This is a genomic window from Agrobacterium cavarae (assembly GCF_004310285.1).
Lineage (GTDB): Bacteria > Pseudomonadota > Alphaproteobacteria > Rhizobiales > Rhizobiaceae > Agrobacterium > Agrobacterium cavarae.
The window spans coordinates 77890-92494 of the sequence record NZ_SISF01000034.1; the positions used below are offsets into that span (position 1 = coordinate 77890).

Genomic DNA, 14605 nt, shown 5'->3' on the forward strand with positions numbered 1-14605 from the left:
ACCTGCCGAACGTCCGTCAGCGTCGCCCGCCCGAGCGCTTGGTCGCAAGCTTGCAACCGCCTTCAGCGGCAATGCAGCCGTCAAGCAGGACTGGGAAGAGTTCTAAGAACACCGAAACGACAAGTTGAAATGATGAAGCCGGGCGTCGAGAACGTCCGGCTTTTTTGTTTTGCCTTATGTTGTGAGCCTCAGAAAATGAATCCGAAAACGGCGCTAAACCAATGAAATGGAATCACAACATCGCCAGTGACGTCTTTCTGGTCGGCGGCGGAAAAGCAGCATCGAGCGATGCCCAGTCCTCATCGCTGATATCGAGATCGGTCGCGCCGCGATTTTCCTCGACCCGTTCCGGCTTGGCGCTTTTGGGGATGGCAAGCACGCCGTCACGTTCCAAAAGGAAGGCGAGTGCCACCTGTGCCGGCGTCGCCTGGTAGGCCTTGGCGATGCGGATCAGTTCATGATTGTTGAGAATGCGCCCCTGTTCGATGGGGGAATAGGCCATGAGTGGCACGCCCTTCTCCTGGCACCAGGGCAGGAGGTCATATTCCACGCCGCGCCTGGACAGGTTGTAAAGGACTTGGTTGACCGCGCAGTTGCGACCGTTCTCGACCTCGAACAACTCCTCCATGTCGTCCGTGTCGAAATTCGACACGCCCCAGTCCCGGATCTTGCCGGACTGCTTAAGCTTTTCAAATGCCGCGACCGTTTCCTCCAGTGGATGGGAGCCACGCCAGTGGAGAAGGTAGAGATCCAGGTGATCGACACCGAGACGTTTCAGGCTGCGTTCGCAAGCCTCGATCGTTCCCGTCGCGCTGGCGTTGAAGGGATAGACCTTGCTGACGAGGAACACCTCGTCGCGCAGATCCGCAATTGCCTTCCCAACGATCTCTTCCGATCGCCCGTCGGCATACATTTCCGCCGTATCGACAACCGTCATGCCGAGCTCGACCGCTTTGCGGATGCTTGCCACCTCCTGTGCCTCTTCGGCGTTGCTCTCGCCCATGTTCCAGGTGCCGATGCCGAGAGCGGGAATGTCTCTCCCCGAGGGTAGGGTCAGCGTTGGGATATCGTCATACATGAAGGCCTCCTCCTGTGTTTCTCTGACAATAAACCAGAAGCAATCCCTCTCGATCCATCAAAACTTGTGCGACATGCCATTCGTGCCGATTACTGGTTTTCGCCCTGGCCGGTGAATAGGATAGCGCTTCAAGGGGATATTCATGACGATCGAGACTTTCATCGCGCTTTTGGTGTTTGCGTTCACCACATCGATCACGCCAGGGCCGAACAATATGATGCTGTTTGCGTCCGGCGTGAATTTCGGCTTTCGCCGGACTATCCCGCACATGCTTGGTATTGGCGTGGGTTTCCTGTCGTTGCTGATCGGGGTGGGTCTTGGACTAGGCGCGCTGCTGCACTCGATCCCGGTGCTCTACATCGCCTTGAAATTTGCCGGCGGCGCCTATCTCGTCTGGATTGCCTGGAAGATTGGAACGTCTCGCAGCCTCGGTGACGGAAAGGTCGGTGCAAAACCCATGACATTTTTCGGTGCGGCTGCGTTTCAGTGGGTCAACCCAAAAGCGTGGGTGATGGCAGTCGCTGCCATGGCGACCTACACGGATGAGAGCCAGTATATGCTGACGGTCCTGCTTGTCGGTCTTGCCTTTGCGGCAGTGAACCTTCCGAGCGTTTCGACATGGGCAGGGTTCGGCTCTGTGCTGCGCGAATGGCTCTCCGTTCCGGCGCGGCTGAAATGGTTCAACATCACCATGGCGGTGCTGTTGGTGCTCAGCCTCTGGCCGATGTTGAAGTGAAGCTCAAGGGCCGGCTAAGCCTCTCGCTTTATCCAATTCCGAAAGGAAGATCGGGCTTCGTCAGCATCAGCCAAACGATCGCGATGACAGCGAAGAAGGCCGGGAAGCCGCAGGCAAACCAGATTCTGTACAGTTTGAACCACTGAGGCGGTAGAGCCGAACCGGCATCTGCCGAGGCCGTGGCAATATCGCGCAGCCTGATCTGAATCCAGACAACCGGAAGCCAGAAAAGGCCGACGAAGACGTAGAGTAGGAGCGAGAGCCAGATCCACCCTTGCGTCAGCGGCCAGCCTATCAGGCGTGCCAGAAGATAGCCGGTGATCGGTTGAAGGATGGCAGCCGTTGCCGTGAAGATCGTATCGGCAATCACCACCGTTTCTGCAACATGGGCAATCAGAGTCGGGTTCTCGCTCCGACGCGCCATGACCATGAAGAAGGCGATGCCCGCCCCGGTTCCGAGCAGCACCGTGGCGCCGATGACATGAGCGAGGCGGAGCATGTCTTCCAGCGTCATGCGGCTTACCGTTCTTCCAGCGTCGCCAGCGCCGTAAGAGTGAGAACCATCGATGGCAGCACCTTCACAAGTGGCCCGAGCGGATCGAGCCAGAGCGACGGCTCAAGGACCGTTGCACCAAGAAGATAGAATGCCGTCAGCAACAGCATTCCCTGCATGGCTCTTCTGGAAAAGCGCTTGATGAGGACGGCAACGCCCAGGCCGATGTCGAGTACACAGGTGGCAAGTGTGAGGGCGGTGGCTGCAGAGGGTGGCAGGAGGGTTAGGAAGTGGCTTGCAGCACCCTCGAGATTTGCCAGCGGAACGAGGCCGGACAGCAGCCAGAAGAGCGACAGGCAAAGAATGACGATCGGTTTCAGCAGATAGAGGCGAGCGAACCAGAGGTCCTGCACGGCGGATGGATGGCGGGCCAGCGTTTCGGCGGCCGTTGCGACGGAGAGCGTGTTCGTCTGCGCCTGGGTCGACACGCCTTCGGACATCACTGCCATGGCCGTGGATCGAAGCGGCGAGCGCCAGCCGAGATAACCTGCGAGATCCGCCAACATGCTGACAGGCCTAGCTATGGCGGGTGAGAGGGAGAGAAACTTTGCAGGTGGAAGGCCGAGCCACTGGCGATGGAGCGCAACGAGGTCTCTCAGTGTTACGGTCTCATCGGCTGCCAGATGCAGGTCGCTTCCCGGCGCAATGTGTCCGCTGACGGCGCGAGATACGGCCGAGGCGACATCGTTGACCGAAACCACGCGAACGGGGCTCTCCGCATGCGCGAGAGGAACGACGCGGGGCAGACCGGCGAGTGCCCGGATGAGTGCTGTGCCGCCATGGGCGTTGCGACCGATGACGAGGGCAGGGCGGAAGATGACGTGCGGCAAACCACTCGCGGCAAGGGCTTCGTCGGCGCCGCGTTTGGTCGCCAGGAACGGCAGGTTTGCAGCGGTGCCGGAGGTTTGCGCCGAAATTTGAACGATGAGCCTGCCGCGTGCCAGAATGCAGGCTTCATAGAGCGCCAGCATCGCGTCCAGCTGCGTGGCAGAGAGATTGTCTGCCAGACCATCTTGAAGTGCACCCGCGCAATTGACGATGACCTCATGGTCGGCCACCAGTTCTGTCCAACTGTCGGCACCCTTCATCCGCGCAAGATCACCATCGATCCAGTTGGCGAGAGGGAATTTCCGGCGGGCCGTGACGGTATTGCGCGCCAGACCGGTGACGACATGGCCGTCATTGTGCAACCTGCGAAGAATGTCCGAGCCGATGAAGCCGCTTGCACCAAGAATCAATATCTTCATGCATCTATCTAATCAAATGTGACGTGGGATGCCATTGCCAGCGTCCGCCAGTTGCGTCTTCCCGTCGCTTCCGGGCGGAACATTCTTCTTTCGTTCTTTTTCTGTTGCGCTTGCGGCTCGAATCCTGCGAAGAGGATGGATGCAATTTTCTCCGCAACAGGATGAAGCCCTCAAGGCTGTTTCGCGCTGGTTGAAGGAAGGCCGTTCGCCGGTGTTCCGTCTCTTCGGCTATGCCGGCACGGGCAAGACCACGCTCGCCAAGCACTTTGCCGAGCATGTCGATGGCGAGGTACTGTTTGCCGCGTTCACCGGCAAGGCCGCGCAGGTTCTGCGTTCGCGTGGCGCTTCCAATGCCCGCACCATCCACTCGCTGATCTACCGGCCGCGTGGTGAAGAAGCCGTCGAGGACGAGGAAACCGGCAAGACATCGATTGCGCCGATGTTCACCATCAATCGCCAAAGCCCGCTTGCCAAGGCCGCGCTCATCATCATCGATGAATGCTCGATGGTGGATGAACAGCTCGGCAAGGACCTGATGAGCTTCGGCACGCCTGTTCTGGTGCTGGGCGATCCCGGGCAGTTGCCGCCGGTTTCAGGCGGTGGTTATTTCACCGAGCAGGAGCCGGATTATCTGCTGTCGGAAATCCATCGTCAGGCGAAGGACAACCCGATTATCCAGCTTGCCATGGATGTGCGAGAGGGACGCGAGATCATGCGCGGCGACTACGGGACCGCGCAGGTGATTTCCAAGTCGGAGGTCACCCAGTCTCTGGTGCTGGACGCGGATCAGGTTCTGGTCGGGACAAACCGGACGCGCAAGCGCTACAATCAGCGGCTTCGCGAGTTGAAGGGCTTTTCGGCGGAATACCCGCAATCCGGCGACAAGTTAGTATGCCTGCGCAACGACCCGGCCAAGGGTCTGCTGAATGGGTCTCTCTGGCAGGTGATGAGTTCGTCTCGGGAGACCGTCAAGCCGGGCATCAATCTGATGATCAGGCCGGAAGACGACGATATGGATCGCGGTGCGGCGAAGATCAAACTGCTCAAAGCGGCCTTCGAGGAGACGGATACGGAAATTCCGTGGTCAACGCGCAAGCGCTATGACGAGTTCGACTACGGCTATGCGCTGACGGTGCACAAGGCGCAGGGTTCGCAGTGGAACAATGTCGTGCTCTTCGATGAGAGCTACGCGTTTCGCGACACGCGCGAACGCTGGCTTTACACCGCAGTGACCCGTGCGGCGGAGACACTGACCATCGTCCGGTAGGTTTCGTGGGGCTTATCAGTGCGTTTCAGTGCTCGATGATGCCCATCGTCAGCGCTTTTGCGACCACCTGAAAGCGGTTATTGACGCCGAACTTTCCAAGAAGGCCTTCTTCCAGTCCGCTCAGTTCATCTGCCGACATGCCGAGGGTGCGGCTGAGGCGGGTCGATGAATAGCCTTCCGCCATCAATTCGAGGCAGTACTTTTCCTTCTCCGTCAGATTGGAAACCGTGTCGTAGACAGGCTCGGGATAGGTCTCGTCAGACACGTCCATCAGGTTGCTGATCTGGTCGATCTGGCGATGAACGGTGGAGATCTCCAGCGTCAATTCGCGCTTGCGGGTTTCAAGCGCAGTCTGGAAAATGTCGTCTGCTGCTTCCTGGGAGGGGGCATGATCAAGCTTGCCCATGATCTCCTGAATGACCGCAACCGCGACGCCGATATCGCGCAGCAGGTTGATGACCGCCATACGGCGAACGTCCTGGTGCGAATAGATGCGCATCAGCCCCATGCGGCGGGAGGAGAGGATCTTCTTCTCTTCATAAAAATGCAGAGTTCTGTGCGTGACCCCGAACAGATTTGCCATGTCTGCGATGACGACGGGCTCGGGCGGGAGGGAAGATGGAACCTTGACGTCCGGTAGAAAGCCCTTTGAGATCTTCGATCCCGGCGCTGCGGTCGTCTCGGTTACCTTTTTCATGGATTTTCTGCTCCATGACCCGGTGGTGAGAACGACCGTATCGCGGCCATCCTGGCCCGGCATGGTCATATCCCGGACATCCAGCTCCGGCATGGCGGCTGCGCCCATATCAGTAGCGAAAGCGGCGTCTAAACTCAAATCGATATGAGAGTCTTCTAATGAAAATGATTGCGTCATGTCGGTCCCCGATCCTTAGGGGCGAAAATGCGCGCGCGCGAAGATGGTTCCACAAAAATCTCGATTTTTTTTGGTGGCTTGCAAAATGATGCGATAAGGGGAGAGATGACGTCCGATCGGGTCGTCATGCAGCGCCCTTCACCATGAACGCCGGGGAATGAAATGCCGACCAAACTGTCCGTTAATTTGAACGCGATTGCCATGCTGCGTAACCGGCGCGACTTGCCCTGGCCGGATGTGGCGTCATTCGGCCGTATCGCGCTGCAGGCGGGGGCCAGCGGACTGACGGTTCATCCACGACCGGACCAGCGCCACATCCGCTTCCTGGACCTGCCACTGCTTCGGGCGTTGATCGATGACGAGTTTCCGCAAGCCGAGTTCAATATGGAAGGCTATCCCACCGAGGATTTCCTTCTGCTCTGCGAAGAAAATGAGCCGGAGCAGGTGACGCTGGTACCCGACGATCCATCGCAGGCGACCTCCGATCATGGTTGGGATTTTCGCAAGCATGGTGATTTTCTAAAGCGTGTCACCTCGCGTCTGAAAGCAGGCGGCATGCGGGTTTCGCTCTTCGCCGATGGCGATGCAGACCGTTCCGTCATGGAACTGGCAGCGGCCACGGGCGCTGCGCGGATCGAGCTTTACACCGGTCCCTATGGCGGCTGTTACGACAACCCGGAAGCGGCTGAACGTTGGATTGAAAAACTCGGACAGACGGCTGATTTTGCGAAGGAATTCGGACTTGACGTCAATGCCGGACACGATCTTACCGTGGACAATCTTCCGGCGCTGGTGAAGCGCATTCCTCATCTCGCTGAGGTATCGATCGGCCACGGCCTGACTGCGGATGCTCTCGAATACGGCATGGCCGAAACGGTTCGGCGTTTTTGCCGGGCCTGCGGTCAGGCTATTTCATAACTCACGTCAATTTTTGCCCCTACAATGAAACCGCGTACAACCTGCGCGGTTTGATTTTCTGATTGTAATGAGGGCAAGTCTTATGCAGGAACATCATGTCGTCGTCGTTGGAGGAGGCTTCGGCGGGCTACAAACTGTCCACGGTCTGAAGGGTGTGCCGACACGGATCACCCTGATCGATCGCCGCAACCATCATCTTTTTCAGCCGCTTCTTTATCAGGTCGCAACGACGGCACTCTCGACATCGGAGATCGCATGGCCCATCCGCCATCTGTTTCGCGACAGGCCCGAAGTTTCGACCTTGCTTGCCGAGGTATCGGGCATTGACCGGACGAACCGCACCGTTCATCTCACCCATGGCGAGACGGTCTCCTTCGATACGCTGGTGCTCGCGACCGGTGCGCGCCACGCCTATTTCGGCAATGACGCCTGGGAAAAACATGCCCCTGGTCTGAAGACCTTGGAGGATGCGACAACCATCCGCAGGCGTCTGCTTCTTGCCTTCGAGCGTGCCGAGCTGGAGAAGACGGAGGAGGTCAAGCAGGCCTATCTTACCTTCGTCGTCATCGGCGCGGGTCCCACTGGCGTCGAAATGGCGGGCATGATCGCCGATTTAGCCAAGAAGGTTTTGCCGCCGGAGTTTCGCAATATCGATACGCGCAAGACGCGCATCATCCTCGTCGAGGCAGGCAAGCGCGTGCTGCCCGCCTTCACCGAAGAGCTATCAGAGTACAGCAAACGCGCGCTGGAAAAACTCGGCGTGGAAGTGATGCTCGGAACGCCCGTTTCTGATTGCACCGAGGAGGGCGTCAAGGTCGGCGATCATTTCATTCCGGCACGGACCATCATCTGGGGTGCTGGCGTACAGGCCTCTCCCGCCGCCCAGTGGCTCGGTGTCAAGGCGGACCGCGCCGGGCGCACCGAGGTCGGTCCTCATCTCCACATTCCAGAGGACCCGAACATCTTCGTCATCGGCGATACGGCATCCGTTCAGCAGGCAGACGGCAAGGCGGTGCCTGGCATCGCGCCTGCGGCCAAGCAACAGGGAGACCATGTCGCAAAGGTCATCAAGGCGCGACTGACGGGGAAGGCGGAGCCCGCGCCATTCAAATATGTGCATAAGGGGAACCTTGCCACCATCGGCAAGCGAGCTGCGGTCATCGATTTCGGCAAGATCAAGCTGAAGGGCGTCATCGCCTGGTGGATATGGGGCCTTGCCCATATCTACTTCCTCATCGGCACACGCTCGAGGCTCGCCGTCGCCTGGAGTTGGTTGTGGATCTACCTCAGCGGCCAGCACAGTGCGCGTTTGATTACCCAGCGTGACACGCTGAAGGATGAGGCGCAGCCTGTGGGAAAGACTCTCTAACGAAAAGAGGCGGGTCCTGATCAGGTCCCGCCTCGGCTTTGTCTACGTGTTGTGACGCTTGGATCAGGCGTCGAGTGTCGCCATGTCGATGACGAAGCGGTAGCGCACGTCGCTCTTCAGCACGCGCTCATAGGCTTCGTTGACGTCCTTGATGTCGATCTTCTCGATCTCGGAGACGATGTTGTGTTCACCGCAGAAATCCAGCATTTCCTGGGTTTCCTTGATCGAACCGATCATCGAGCCGGACAGGCTCTTGCGGCCTGGGATCAACGAGAAGGCGTGGACGGGGATCGCGTTTTCAGGCGCGCCGACCACCACCATGGAGCCATTGACCTTGAGCAGGCCGAGATAGGCGTTCCAGTCGATTTCTGCCGATACGGTGCAGATGATGAGATCGAAGGTGCCGGCAAGCTTTTCGAAGGTCGAGGCATCGCTCGTTGCGTAGTAGTCCTTCGCACCGAGCTTCATGCCGTCTTCCTTCTTGGAAAGCGACTGAGACAGCACAGTGACATCCGCGCCCATGGCAGCACCGATCTTCACGCCCATGTGGCCAAGACCACCCATGCCGACGATCGCGACCTTCTTGCCGGGACCGGCATTCCAGTGCTTGAGCGGCGAATAAAGTGTGATACCGGCGCAGAGAAGCGGCGCAGACGCGTCGAGCGGCAGGTTGTCCGGAATGGACAGGACATAGCCTTCCTTGACTACGATGTGGTCGGAGTAACCGCCCTGGGTCGCCGTCTTGCCATCGCGTTCGACCGAGTTGTAGGTCTGGACGAGGCCCGGCATGTATTGCTCGTTATCGACGTCGCGGCTGGCGCAGCCAACGCAGCTATCGACGAAGCAGCCGACGCCGACATGATCGCCAACCTTGAAGCGGGTCACCTTGGAGCCGACGGCCGTCACGACACCAGCAATCTCGTGGCCTGGGACGATCGGATAGACCGCATTCTTCCATTCGTTGCGAACGGTATGGATGTCCGAATGGCAGATGCCTGCATATTTGATGTCGATGACGACATCGTCCTCGTTCGGCTCGCGGCGTTCGAAGGTGAACGGCGTGAGCGGCTTGGATGCGTCTGTTGCAGCATAACCTCTTGCAGTGGCCATCTGAAGTTCCTTCAACTGTGGAATGGGATGGTCGATCATGCGCCCGGAACACGAAAGAGCGTTAGAGCGATCCTCCGAGCTTCTTGCATAATTCTACAAAATTGCGGTGCGCCCTCTTTGCGAAGAGGGGAAGGCATTTTAGATATGTCTCAACGGAACTGCCGTTTGCCCCAAGGTCTTCGCCCATGACGCTGCCTTTCAGCCCTTACCAGGAAATCGTCTCGATTGCCGCCCGCTACGCCAAGGCCGAGGGGGAAGTGACGACCGACATCGATGCCTTGCGGCTCAGCAAACGCTCAAGCCCGAGCGCGCCTTGCCACGGCAGCTATCATCCCTGTTTTGCCATGGTCATTCAGGGCGCCAAGAGCCTGCAACTCGGCACCGACACCATCAATTACGGGGCAGGGGATTACCTGCTGACCTCCTTCGATCTGCCGGTGGCGTGGCGTGTGGTAGAGGCAAGCCAGGAAGTGCCGCATTTTTGCATTTCGATTGCGATCAACAGTGAGAAGCTTCTCGACGTGATGAGCCGGGCGCAGATCGCCCGCCCGCCAACGGCCGTTCTCAGCCAGCGTGGCATCGTGGTGAATGCCGCAACGCCCGAGCTTCTGGATGCGACGACGCGGCTTTTGCGCTTGCTCGATCGTCCAGCCGATATTCCTGCCATGGCGCCTTTGATAGAGCAGGAGATTCTCTACCGCATTCTGACAGGCCCCGCAGGTGGACAGTTGATGAGCATTCTGGCGGCAGACAGCCATGGCAACCGGATTGCCCGTGCGATCGCGTGGCTTCGTGAGAATTACGCCCGCCCGATCCGTATCGAGGACGTGGCAGAACGGGTCGGCATGAGCGTCTCGTCCTTTCACCAGCATTTCAAGGCGGTGACGGCGATGACGCCTGTGCAGTATCAGAAGCAGTTGCGCCTCCACGAGGCGCGCCGCCTGATGCTGTTGGAACGGCTGGATGCGGGCACTGCCAGTCACCGGGTGGGTTACCAGAGCCCGTCGCAGTTCAGCCGGGAATATGCCCGCGTCTATGGACTGTCGCCAGCGCGCGATGTGGAAGCGTCGCGTGAGAGCATGAGCACTGCTGCAGAGTGACCCGGCTTCCCATACCCCGGCTCTGCGCCGGAGTATGAGTGGCTAAAAGGGTTAGCCGATCAGAGCGGCTTTGTGGGCCTTGAAGAACTCCGCGGAGGTCTGCGGCTTCTTGCTCGTCAGCGTTTCGTAGTCATTGGTCAGGATCTCGAAGTTGCCGGCTGCGATATTGGCATCCGCGGAGGCCAGCATTGCAGCGACAAAACCGGGAAGGCCGGCACCTTCGATGCCCTTCTTCAGATCGTCAGGCGAAACCTTGACCGCTGTCAGCGGCTTGCCGGTTGCCTCGGAGACGAGTGCGGCAATCTGGTCCGCATCGAGCAGTTCCGGTCCTGTCAGCGTGTAGGTCTTGTTTTCCGCCTTGCCCTTGGCGAGAGCAGCTGCGGCTGCGCGAGCGCAGTCATCCCGCGAGATATTGGAGACCTTGCCGTTGCCCGATGCGGTGAACCACTGACCACCTGCCAGATTATGCGGCATGCCGTGAAGGTAATTGTCGAGATACCAGGCGTTTCGGATGATCGTGTAGGGAAGGCCGCTTGCCTTGACAGCCTCTTCCGTTCCCAGATGGTCAGGGGCAAAGGTGACGAGCGATTTGTCCGGGTTCGGCATCGACGTGTAGGCAAGATGCTTGACGCCTGCCTTGGTCGCGGCGGCAACGGCTGCCTTGTGCTGCGTCAGGCGCTGGCCTGGAACGGCCAGAGCGTCGGTGGAAATGATGAGCAGCGTGTCGATCCCCTGGAATGCTTTCTCAAGCGAGGATGCATCGTCGAAATCGGCAGCGCGTGTCTCCACACCCTTTGCTGCGAGACCGGCGAGCTTGCTCGTATCGCGGCTGGCCGCAACGATGTTGGCAGCCGGAACCTCATAGGTTTCCAGGAGATGACGGATGATAGCCTGGCCGAGATGACCAGAGGCGCCGGTCACGAGAATCTTGCTCATAATATCTGTCCTTTGTTGGTCTCAAAAAGAGAGTAGCTCTAAAATAAGAATTGACCCGGTGCTGTAAAGGAGGCATTTCTGACACCCTACGTTACCAGAAGGGAACCACCGCCATGGGCGCGACAGTTTCACGGTTGAAGCCGACAGCAGCGAGTGCTTCCGCGCAGGTCTCAGCGCCTCTCCCAGATTTCGCCAATCTCGATTTCGACAATTGCCCCGTGCGCGATCTGCTCAATCATATCGGCGGTAAATGGTCGACGCTGCTGTTGCAGGCGCTGGCCGAGCGCCCCTATCGCTTCGGTGAGTTGCGCCGCATGGTGCCGGACATCTCGCAACGTATGCTGACCCAGACGCTGCGTGACCTGCAGCGGGATGGATATATTCACCGCGAGGTGTTTCCGACCAAGCCGCCCAGCGTGGAATATAGCATGACGCCGCTCGGGCGGTCGCTTTATCTGCCTTTGTCACAGGTCATCAATTGGGCGCTTGATCATCATGATGCGGTGAAGCAGGCGCGCATGACGTTCGACGCAACTGCGTAACCCTTTGTTCCATCTATAGATTTCAGCGGACCTTATATTGCGGCGCGTCAATTCGCACCATGGATTCAAAAATCCTCTTGACCCTGAGAAGCGCTCCGCTTAAATGTCGCTCGAACCGTACCGTACGGTACATAATCGAGAGTGGAGTGGACAAGGTGGGGACCGATCCGATCACAGCGCAGGAATTTTCGCCGCGACAGAACGCCGTTCTGGAGCAGGCATTGCGTCTTCTGGTCGAGGGTGGAGAAAAAGCGCTGACGACCTCCGGTCTGGCACGCGCTGCCAATTGCTCCAAGGAAAGCCTCTACAAGTGGTTTGGCGACCGCGATGGTCTTCTGGCGGCGATGATCAGCTTCCAGCAGAGCAAGGTCCGCACCTTTGAAAAGGCGGGCGATCGCGTCACCGCGCCGCAGCTTGTCGATCACCTCGAAGTCTTTGCCCATGATCTGCTCGACGTTCTGGCTGGCGACGTGTCGCTGGCGCTCAACCGTCTGGCCATCGGGCAGGCGAGCCGCGATGGCTCGAAGCTCGGCAATCTTCTGCTGGAGCGTGGCCGCCGTCAGATTGACAAGCGTGCCCGTGGTCTGATCGAAGCCGGTCGCCGTTGCGGCTACCTGCGCTTTGACGATCTGGAAGATGCCTATCGCAGTTTTTACGGCCTGATCGTTTCCGACCTGCATGTGCGCATGCTGCTCGGTGAGGCGCAGACCAAGGATTTTTCTGCCCGGGCACGGAAGGCGGTTGCCGCCTTCCTGACGCTTTACGGGACGGAAAAGGTACATTCGGAAAAGGGCGGGAAAACCGCCTGAGCTCCGGTTCAATCATCTGGTTTTGAATAGGGAAGGACCAAGAAATGCGCGTTTATTACGATCGTGATGCCGATCTCAATCTCATCAAGGCGAAGAATGTCGCCATCGTCGGTTACGGTTCGCAGGGCCGCGCGCATGCGCTGAACCTGAAGGACAGCGGCTCCAATAACGTCGTCATCGCTTTGAAGGCCGGTTCGCCGACCATCAAGAAGGCAGAAGCCGACGGCTTCAAGGTCATGACCGTTGCCGAAGCTGCCAAGTGGGCCGACCTGTTGATGATGGCAACGCCTGACGAACTGCAGGCCGACATCTACAAGGCCGAGATTGCCGGCAACATCCGCGATGGCGCTGCGATTGCGTTTGCCCACGGCCTCAACGTTCACTTCGGCCTCATCGAGCCTAAGGCTTCGGTAGACGTCGTCATGATCGCACCGAAGGGCCCAGGCCATACGGTTCGCGGCGAATACCAGAAGGGCGGCGGCGTTCCTTGCCTCGTTGCCGTTCACCAGAACGCGTCCGGCAACGCTCTTGAAGTTGCACTCTCCTACGCCTGTGGCGTTGGCGGCGGCCGCTCCGGCATCATCGAAACCAACTTCAAGGAAGAGTGCGAAACCGACCTCTTCGGCGAACAGGTCGTTCTGTGTGGCGGTCTCGTCGAGCTGATCCGCGCCGGTTTCGAAACGCTGGTTGAAGGCGGCTACGCGCCTGAAATGGCCTACTTCGAGTGCTTGCACGAAGTGAAGCTGATCGTCGACCTGATCTATGAAGGCGGTATCGCCAACATGAACTACTCGATCTCCAACACGGCCGAGTGGGGCGAATACGTCACCGGTCCGCGCATCATCACTGCCGAAACCAAGGCTGAAATGAAGCGCGTTCTGCACGACATCCAGACCGGCAAGTTCACCTCCGACTGGATGCAGGAATACCGTTCGGGTGCTGCCCGCTTCAAGGGTATCCGCCGCATGAACGACGTTCACCAGATCGAAGAAGTCGGCGCGAAGCTGCGCGGCATGATGCCCTGGATCGGCAAGAACAAGCTGGTCGACAAGGCTGTCAACTAAGACGGTCTGGAGCCTGCGCTGTCAGGCCAAGCACACGGAAAATGCGAGGGCGCGGAGGGAAACTTCCGCGCCCTTTTTCTTGCTGATATCAGAGAAAGCTGGTTCCATGTGCGGGAATTGGGAAGGGCGATATCATGCATGAACACGACGCATCATTCTCTGTGCCTGATCAGGATGGCACGCGAAAGCTGGAAGGGGGGACGCCTGTTGGCGTCAATCTGGACGACACATCCCACCTGTTGTCCAGTGAAGCCAATCGAAAAAGGCTGCGCGAGTCGATCGCGCAACTTGAGAACGGTGATCTGATTGAGCGAGAACTGCCCCAGGCCTAATGGTTCGCTAAGCCGGAATTTTCAGTTCACGCTGCGCTCGCGGTCAAATCATGCCGCTGGATAAATCACGCCCTTGGTCAGAATGAAGCAGCCGTAGAAGCGAAGCTCACCCGTGGTGATGACGCAATAGGCCTCCTTGGCCTTTTCGTAGAAAGCAAAGCGCTCAATGCCGTACATTGGTGCCGATTTGCCTTCGGCAGCGTCGATCTCAGCCTGGACTTCGCGTTGGACCGGCTCGATCTGATCCGGTGCGCCCATGACTTCCATACGGCCAACGGAGGGCTGCAGCGGTGTGTCGAGAGGGAAGACCGAGAGGATTGCCTTGATAGCGTGGGCGGAGGTGAGGTTTTCCATACGCAGCACCTGGCCGACGGCGGTGTGCTGGGCAATGCTGTCGGATGGGAAGTTGGTGTCGGTCACGACGAGCGTGTCGGCGTGGCCCATGGCGCGCAGCGCGTGCAGCACATCGGCGTTCAGCGCAGGGTGGATATTCTTGAGCATTTCGTCTCCTCCGGACAGCAAATCAATCGGTGCGCAATCCATCCTTAAATTTGCCGCCCGTCAATCCATTGCCGAGCAGATTGTGAAGTCGTTGAAGAGATTGTATGGGAAGTCCGCAACTTGGGAGAGGACGCAAAAAATCTCGAAAACCGTACCGAAAACTGATAAG

The 14605-nt window shown here is 58.6% G+C and carries 16 protein-coding genes; 9 read left to right on the forward strand and 7 right to left on the reverse strand.

Annotated elements, in window-relative coordinates:
- Positions 1–232 precede the first annotated feature (232 nt).
- On the reverse strand, positions 233–1078 hold the full coding sequence (locus tag EYC79_RS21180; RefSeq protein ID WP_130979434.1) for an aldo/keto reductase: 846 nt from the start codon (positions 1076–1078) through the stop codon (positions 233–235).
- 142 nt (positions 1079–1220) lie between these two features.
- Between EYC79_RS21180 and EYC79_RS21185 the strand changes: the two genes are divergently transcribed.
- A complete protein-coding gene (locus tag EYC79_RS21185; protein WP_130979435.1) occupies positions 1221–1814 on the forward strand; it encodes a LysE family translocator in 594 nt (197 codons plus the stop codon).
- A 28-nt stretch (positions 1815–1842) separates the two neighbouring features.
- Here the strand turns inward: EYC79_RS21185 and EYC79_RS21190 are convergent, their stop codons facing one another.
- Both EYC79_RS21190 and EYC79_RS21195 read right to left on the reverse strand, forming a co-directional pair.
- Positions 1843–2328: a DUF2269 family protein gene (locus EYC79_RS21190; RefSeq protein ID WP_130979436.1), complete on the reverse strand. Its 486-nt coding sequence runs from the start codon at positions 2326–2328 to the stop codon at positions 1843–1845.
- A 5-nt stretch (positions 2329–2333) separates the two neighbouring features.
- Entirely contained in the window at positions 2334–3614 is a 1281-nt protein-coding gene (locus EYC79_RS21195; protein WP_130979437.1) for an SDR family oxidoreductase, read from the reverse strand.
- Between the two features lie 139 nt (positions 3615–3753).
- On the opposite strand from EYC79_RS21195, the gene EYC79_RS21200 reads away from it, so the two are divergent.
- Positions 3754–4881, forward strand: coding sequence for an ATP-dependent DNA helicase (locus EYC79_RS21200; RefSeq protein WP_062426576.1), 1128 nt, complete (start codon positions 3754–3756; stop codon positions 4879–4881).
- Between the two features lie 25 nt (positions 4882–4906).
- Here EYC79_RS21200 and EYC79_RS21205 read toward each other — a convergent pair whose 3' ends face one another.
- Positions 4907–5671 carry a MerR family transcriptional regulator gene (locus EYC79_RS21205; RefSeq protein WP_245495335.1) on the reverse strand — a complete coding sequence of 255 codons (765 nt, stop codon included), beginning with the start codon at positions 5669–5671 and terminating at the stop codon, positions 4907–4909.
- Between the two features lie 246 nt (positions 5672–5917).
- Between EYC79_RS21205 and EYC79_RS21210 the strand changes: the two genes are divergently transcribed.
- Both EYC79_RS21210 and EYC79_RS21215 read left to right on the forward strand, forming a co-directional pair.
- Positions 5918–6673, forward strand: a complete 756-nt coding sequence (locus tag EYC79_RS21210) for a pyridoxine 5'-phosphate synthase (RefSeq protein ID WP_130979438.1) — start codon at positions 5918–5920, stop codon at positions 6671–6673.
- Positions 6674–6755: 82 nt separating this feature from the next.
- A complete protein-coding gene (locus EYC79_RS21215; protein WP_130979439.1) occupies positions 6756–8042 on the forward strand; it encodes an NAD(P)/FAD-dependent oxidoreductase in 1287 nt (428 codons plus the stop codon).
- Between the two features lie 63 nt (positions 8043–8105).
- Here EYC79_RS21215 and EYC79_RS21220 read toward each other — a convergent pair whose 3' ends face one another.
- On the reverse strand, positions 8106–9152 hold the full coding sequence (locus EYC79_RS21220) for an NAD(P)-dependent alcohol dehydrogenase (RefSeq protein ID WP_111846987.1): 1047 nt from the start codon (positions 9150–9152) through the stop codon (positions 8106–8108).
- A 185-nt stretch (positions 9153–9337) separates the two neighbouring features.
- Here EYC79_RS21220 and EYC79_RS21225 point away from each other — a divergent pair, with 185 nt between their 5' ends.
- The gene (locus EYC79_RS21225) at positions 9338–10252 is read left to right on the forward strand and encodes an AraC family transcriptional regulator (RefSeq protein WP_113175813.1); all 915 of its coding nucleotides are present in this window, start codon (positions 9338–9340) and stop codon (positions 10250–10252) included.
- 51 nt (positions 10253–10303) lie between these two features.
- Here the strand turns inward: EYC79_RS21225 and EYC79_RS21230 are convergent, their stop codons facing one another.
- The gene (locus EYC79_RS21230; RefSeq protein WP_130979440.1) at positions 10304–11191 is read right to left on the reverse strand and encodes an SDR family oxidoreductase; all 888 of its coding nucleotides are present in this window, start codon (positions 11189–11191) and stop codon (positions 10304–10306) included.
- A 110-nt stretch (positions 11192–11301) separates the two neighbouring features.
- Here EYC79_RS21230 and EYC79_RS21235 point away from each other — a divergent pair, with 110 nt between their 5' ends.
- The 4 genes from EYC79_RS21235 to EYC79_RS21250 all read left to right on the forward strand — a co-directional run bounded on the left by EYC79_RS21235 (position 11302) and on the right by EYC79_RS21250 (position 13935).
- Entirely contained in the window at positions 11302–11730 is a 429-nt protein-coding gene (locus EYC79_RS21235; protein ID WP_130979441.1) for a winged helix-turn-helix transcriptional regulator, read from the forward strand.
- Positions 11731–11885: 155 nt separating this feature from the next.
- A complete protein-coding gene (locus EYC79_RS21240) occupies positions 11886–12539 on the forward strand; it encodes a TetR/AcrR family transcriptional regulator (RefSeq protein WP_062441132.1) in 654 nt (217 codons plus the stop codon).
- A 44-nt stretch (positions 12540–12583) separates the two neighbouring features.
- Positions 12584–13603, forward strand: a complete 1020-nt coding sequence (gene ilvC, locus EYC79_RS21245; RefSeq protein WP_062440673.1) for a ketol-acid reductoisomerase — start codon at positions 12584–12586, stop codon at positions 13601–13603.
- A gap of 134 nt (positions 13604–13737) precedes the next feature.
- A complete protein-coding gene (locus tag EYC79_RS21250) occupies positions 13738–13935 on the forward strand; it encodes a type II toxin-antitoxin system Phd/YefM family antitoxin (RefSeq protein ID WP_112954276.1) in 198 nt (65 codons plus the stop codon).
- A gap of 48 nt (positions 13936–13983) precedes the next feature.
- On the opposite strand, the gene EYC79_RS21255 is transcribed toward EYC79_RS21250, so the two are convergent.
- The gene (locus tag EYC79_RS21255) at positions 13984–14436 is read right to left on the reverse strand and encodes an RbsD/FucU family protein (RefSeq protein WP_130979442.1); all 453 of its coding nucleotides are present in this window, start codon (positions 14434–14436) and stop codon (positions 13984–13986) included.
- Between the last annotated feature and the right edge of the window lie 169 nt (positions 14437–14605).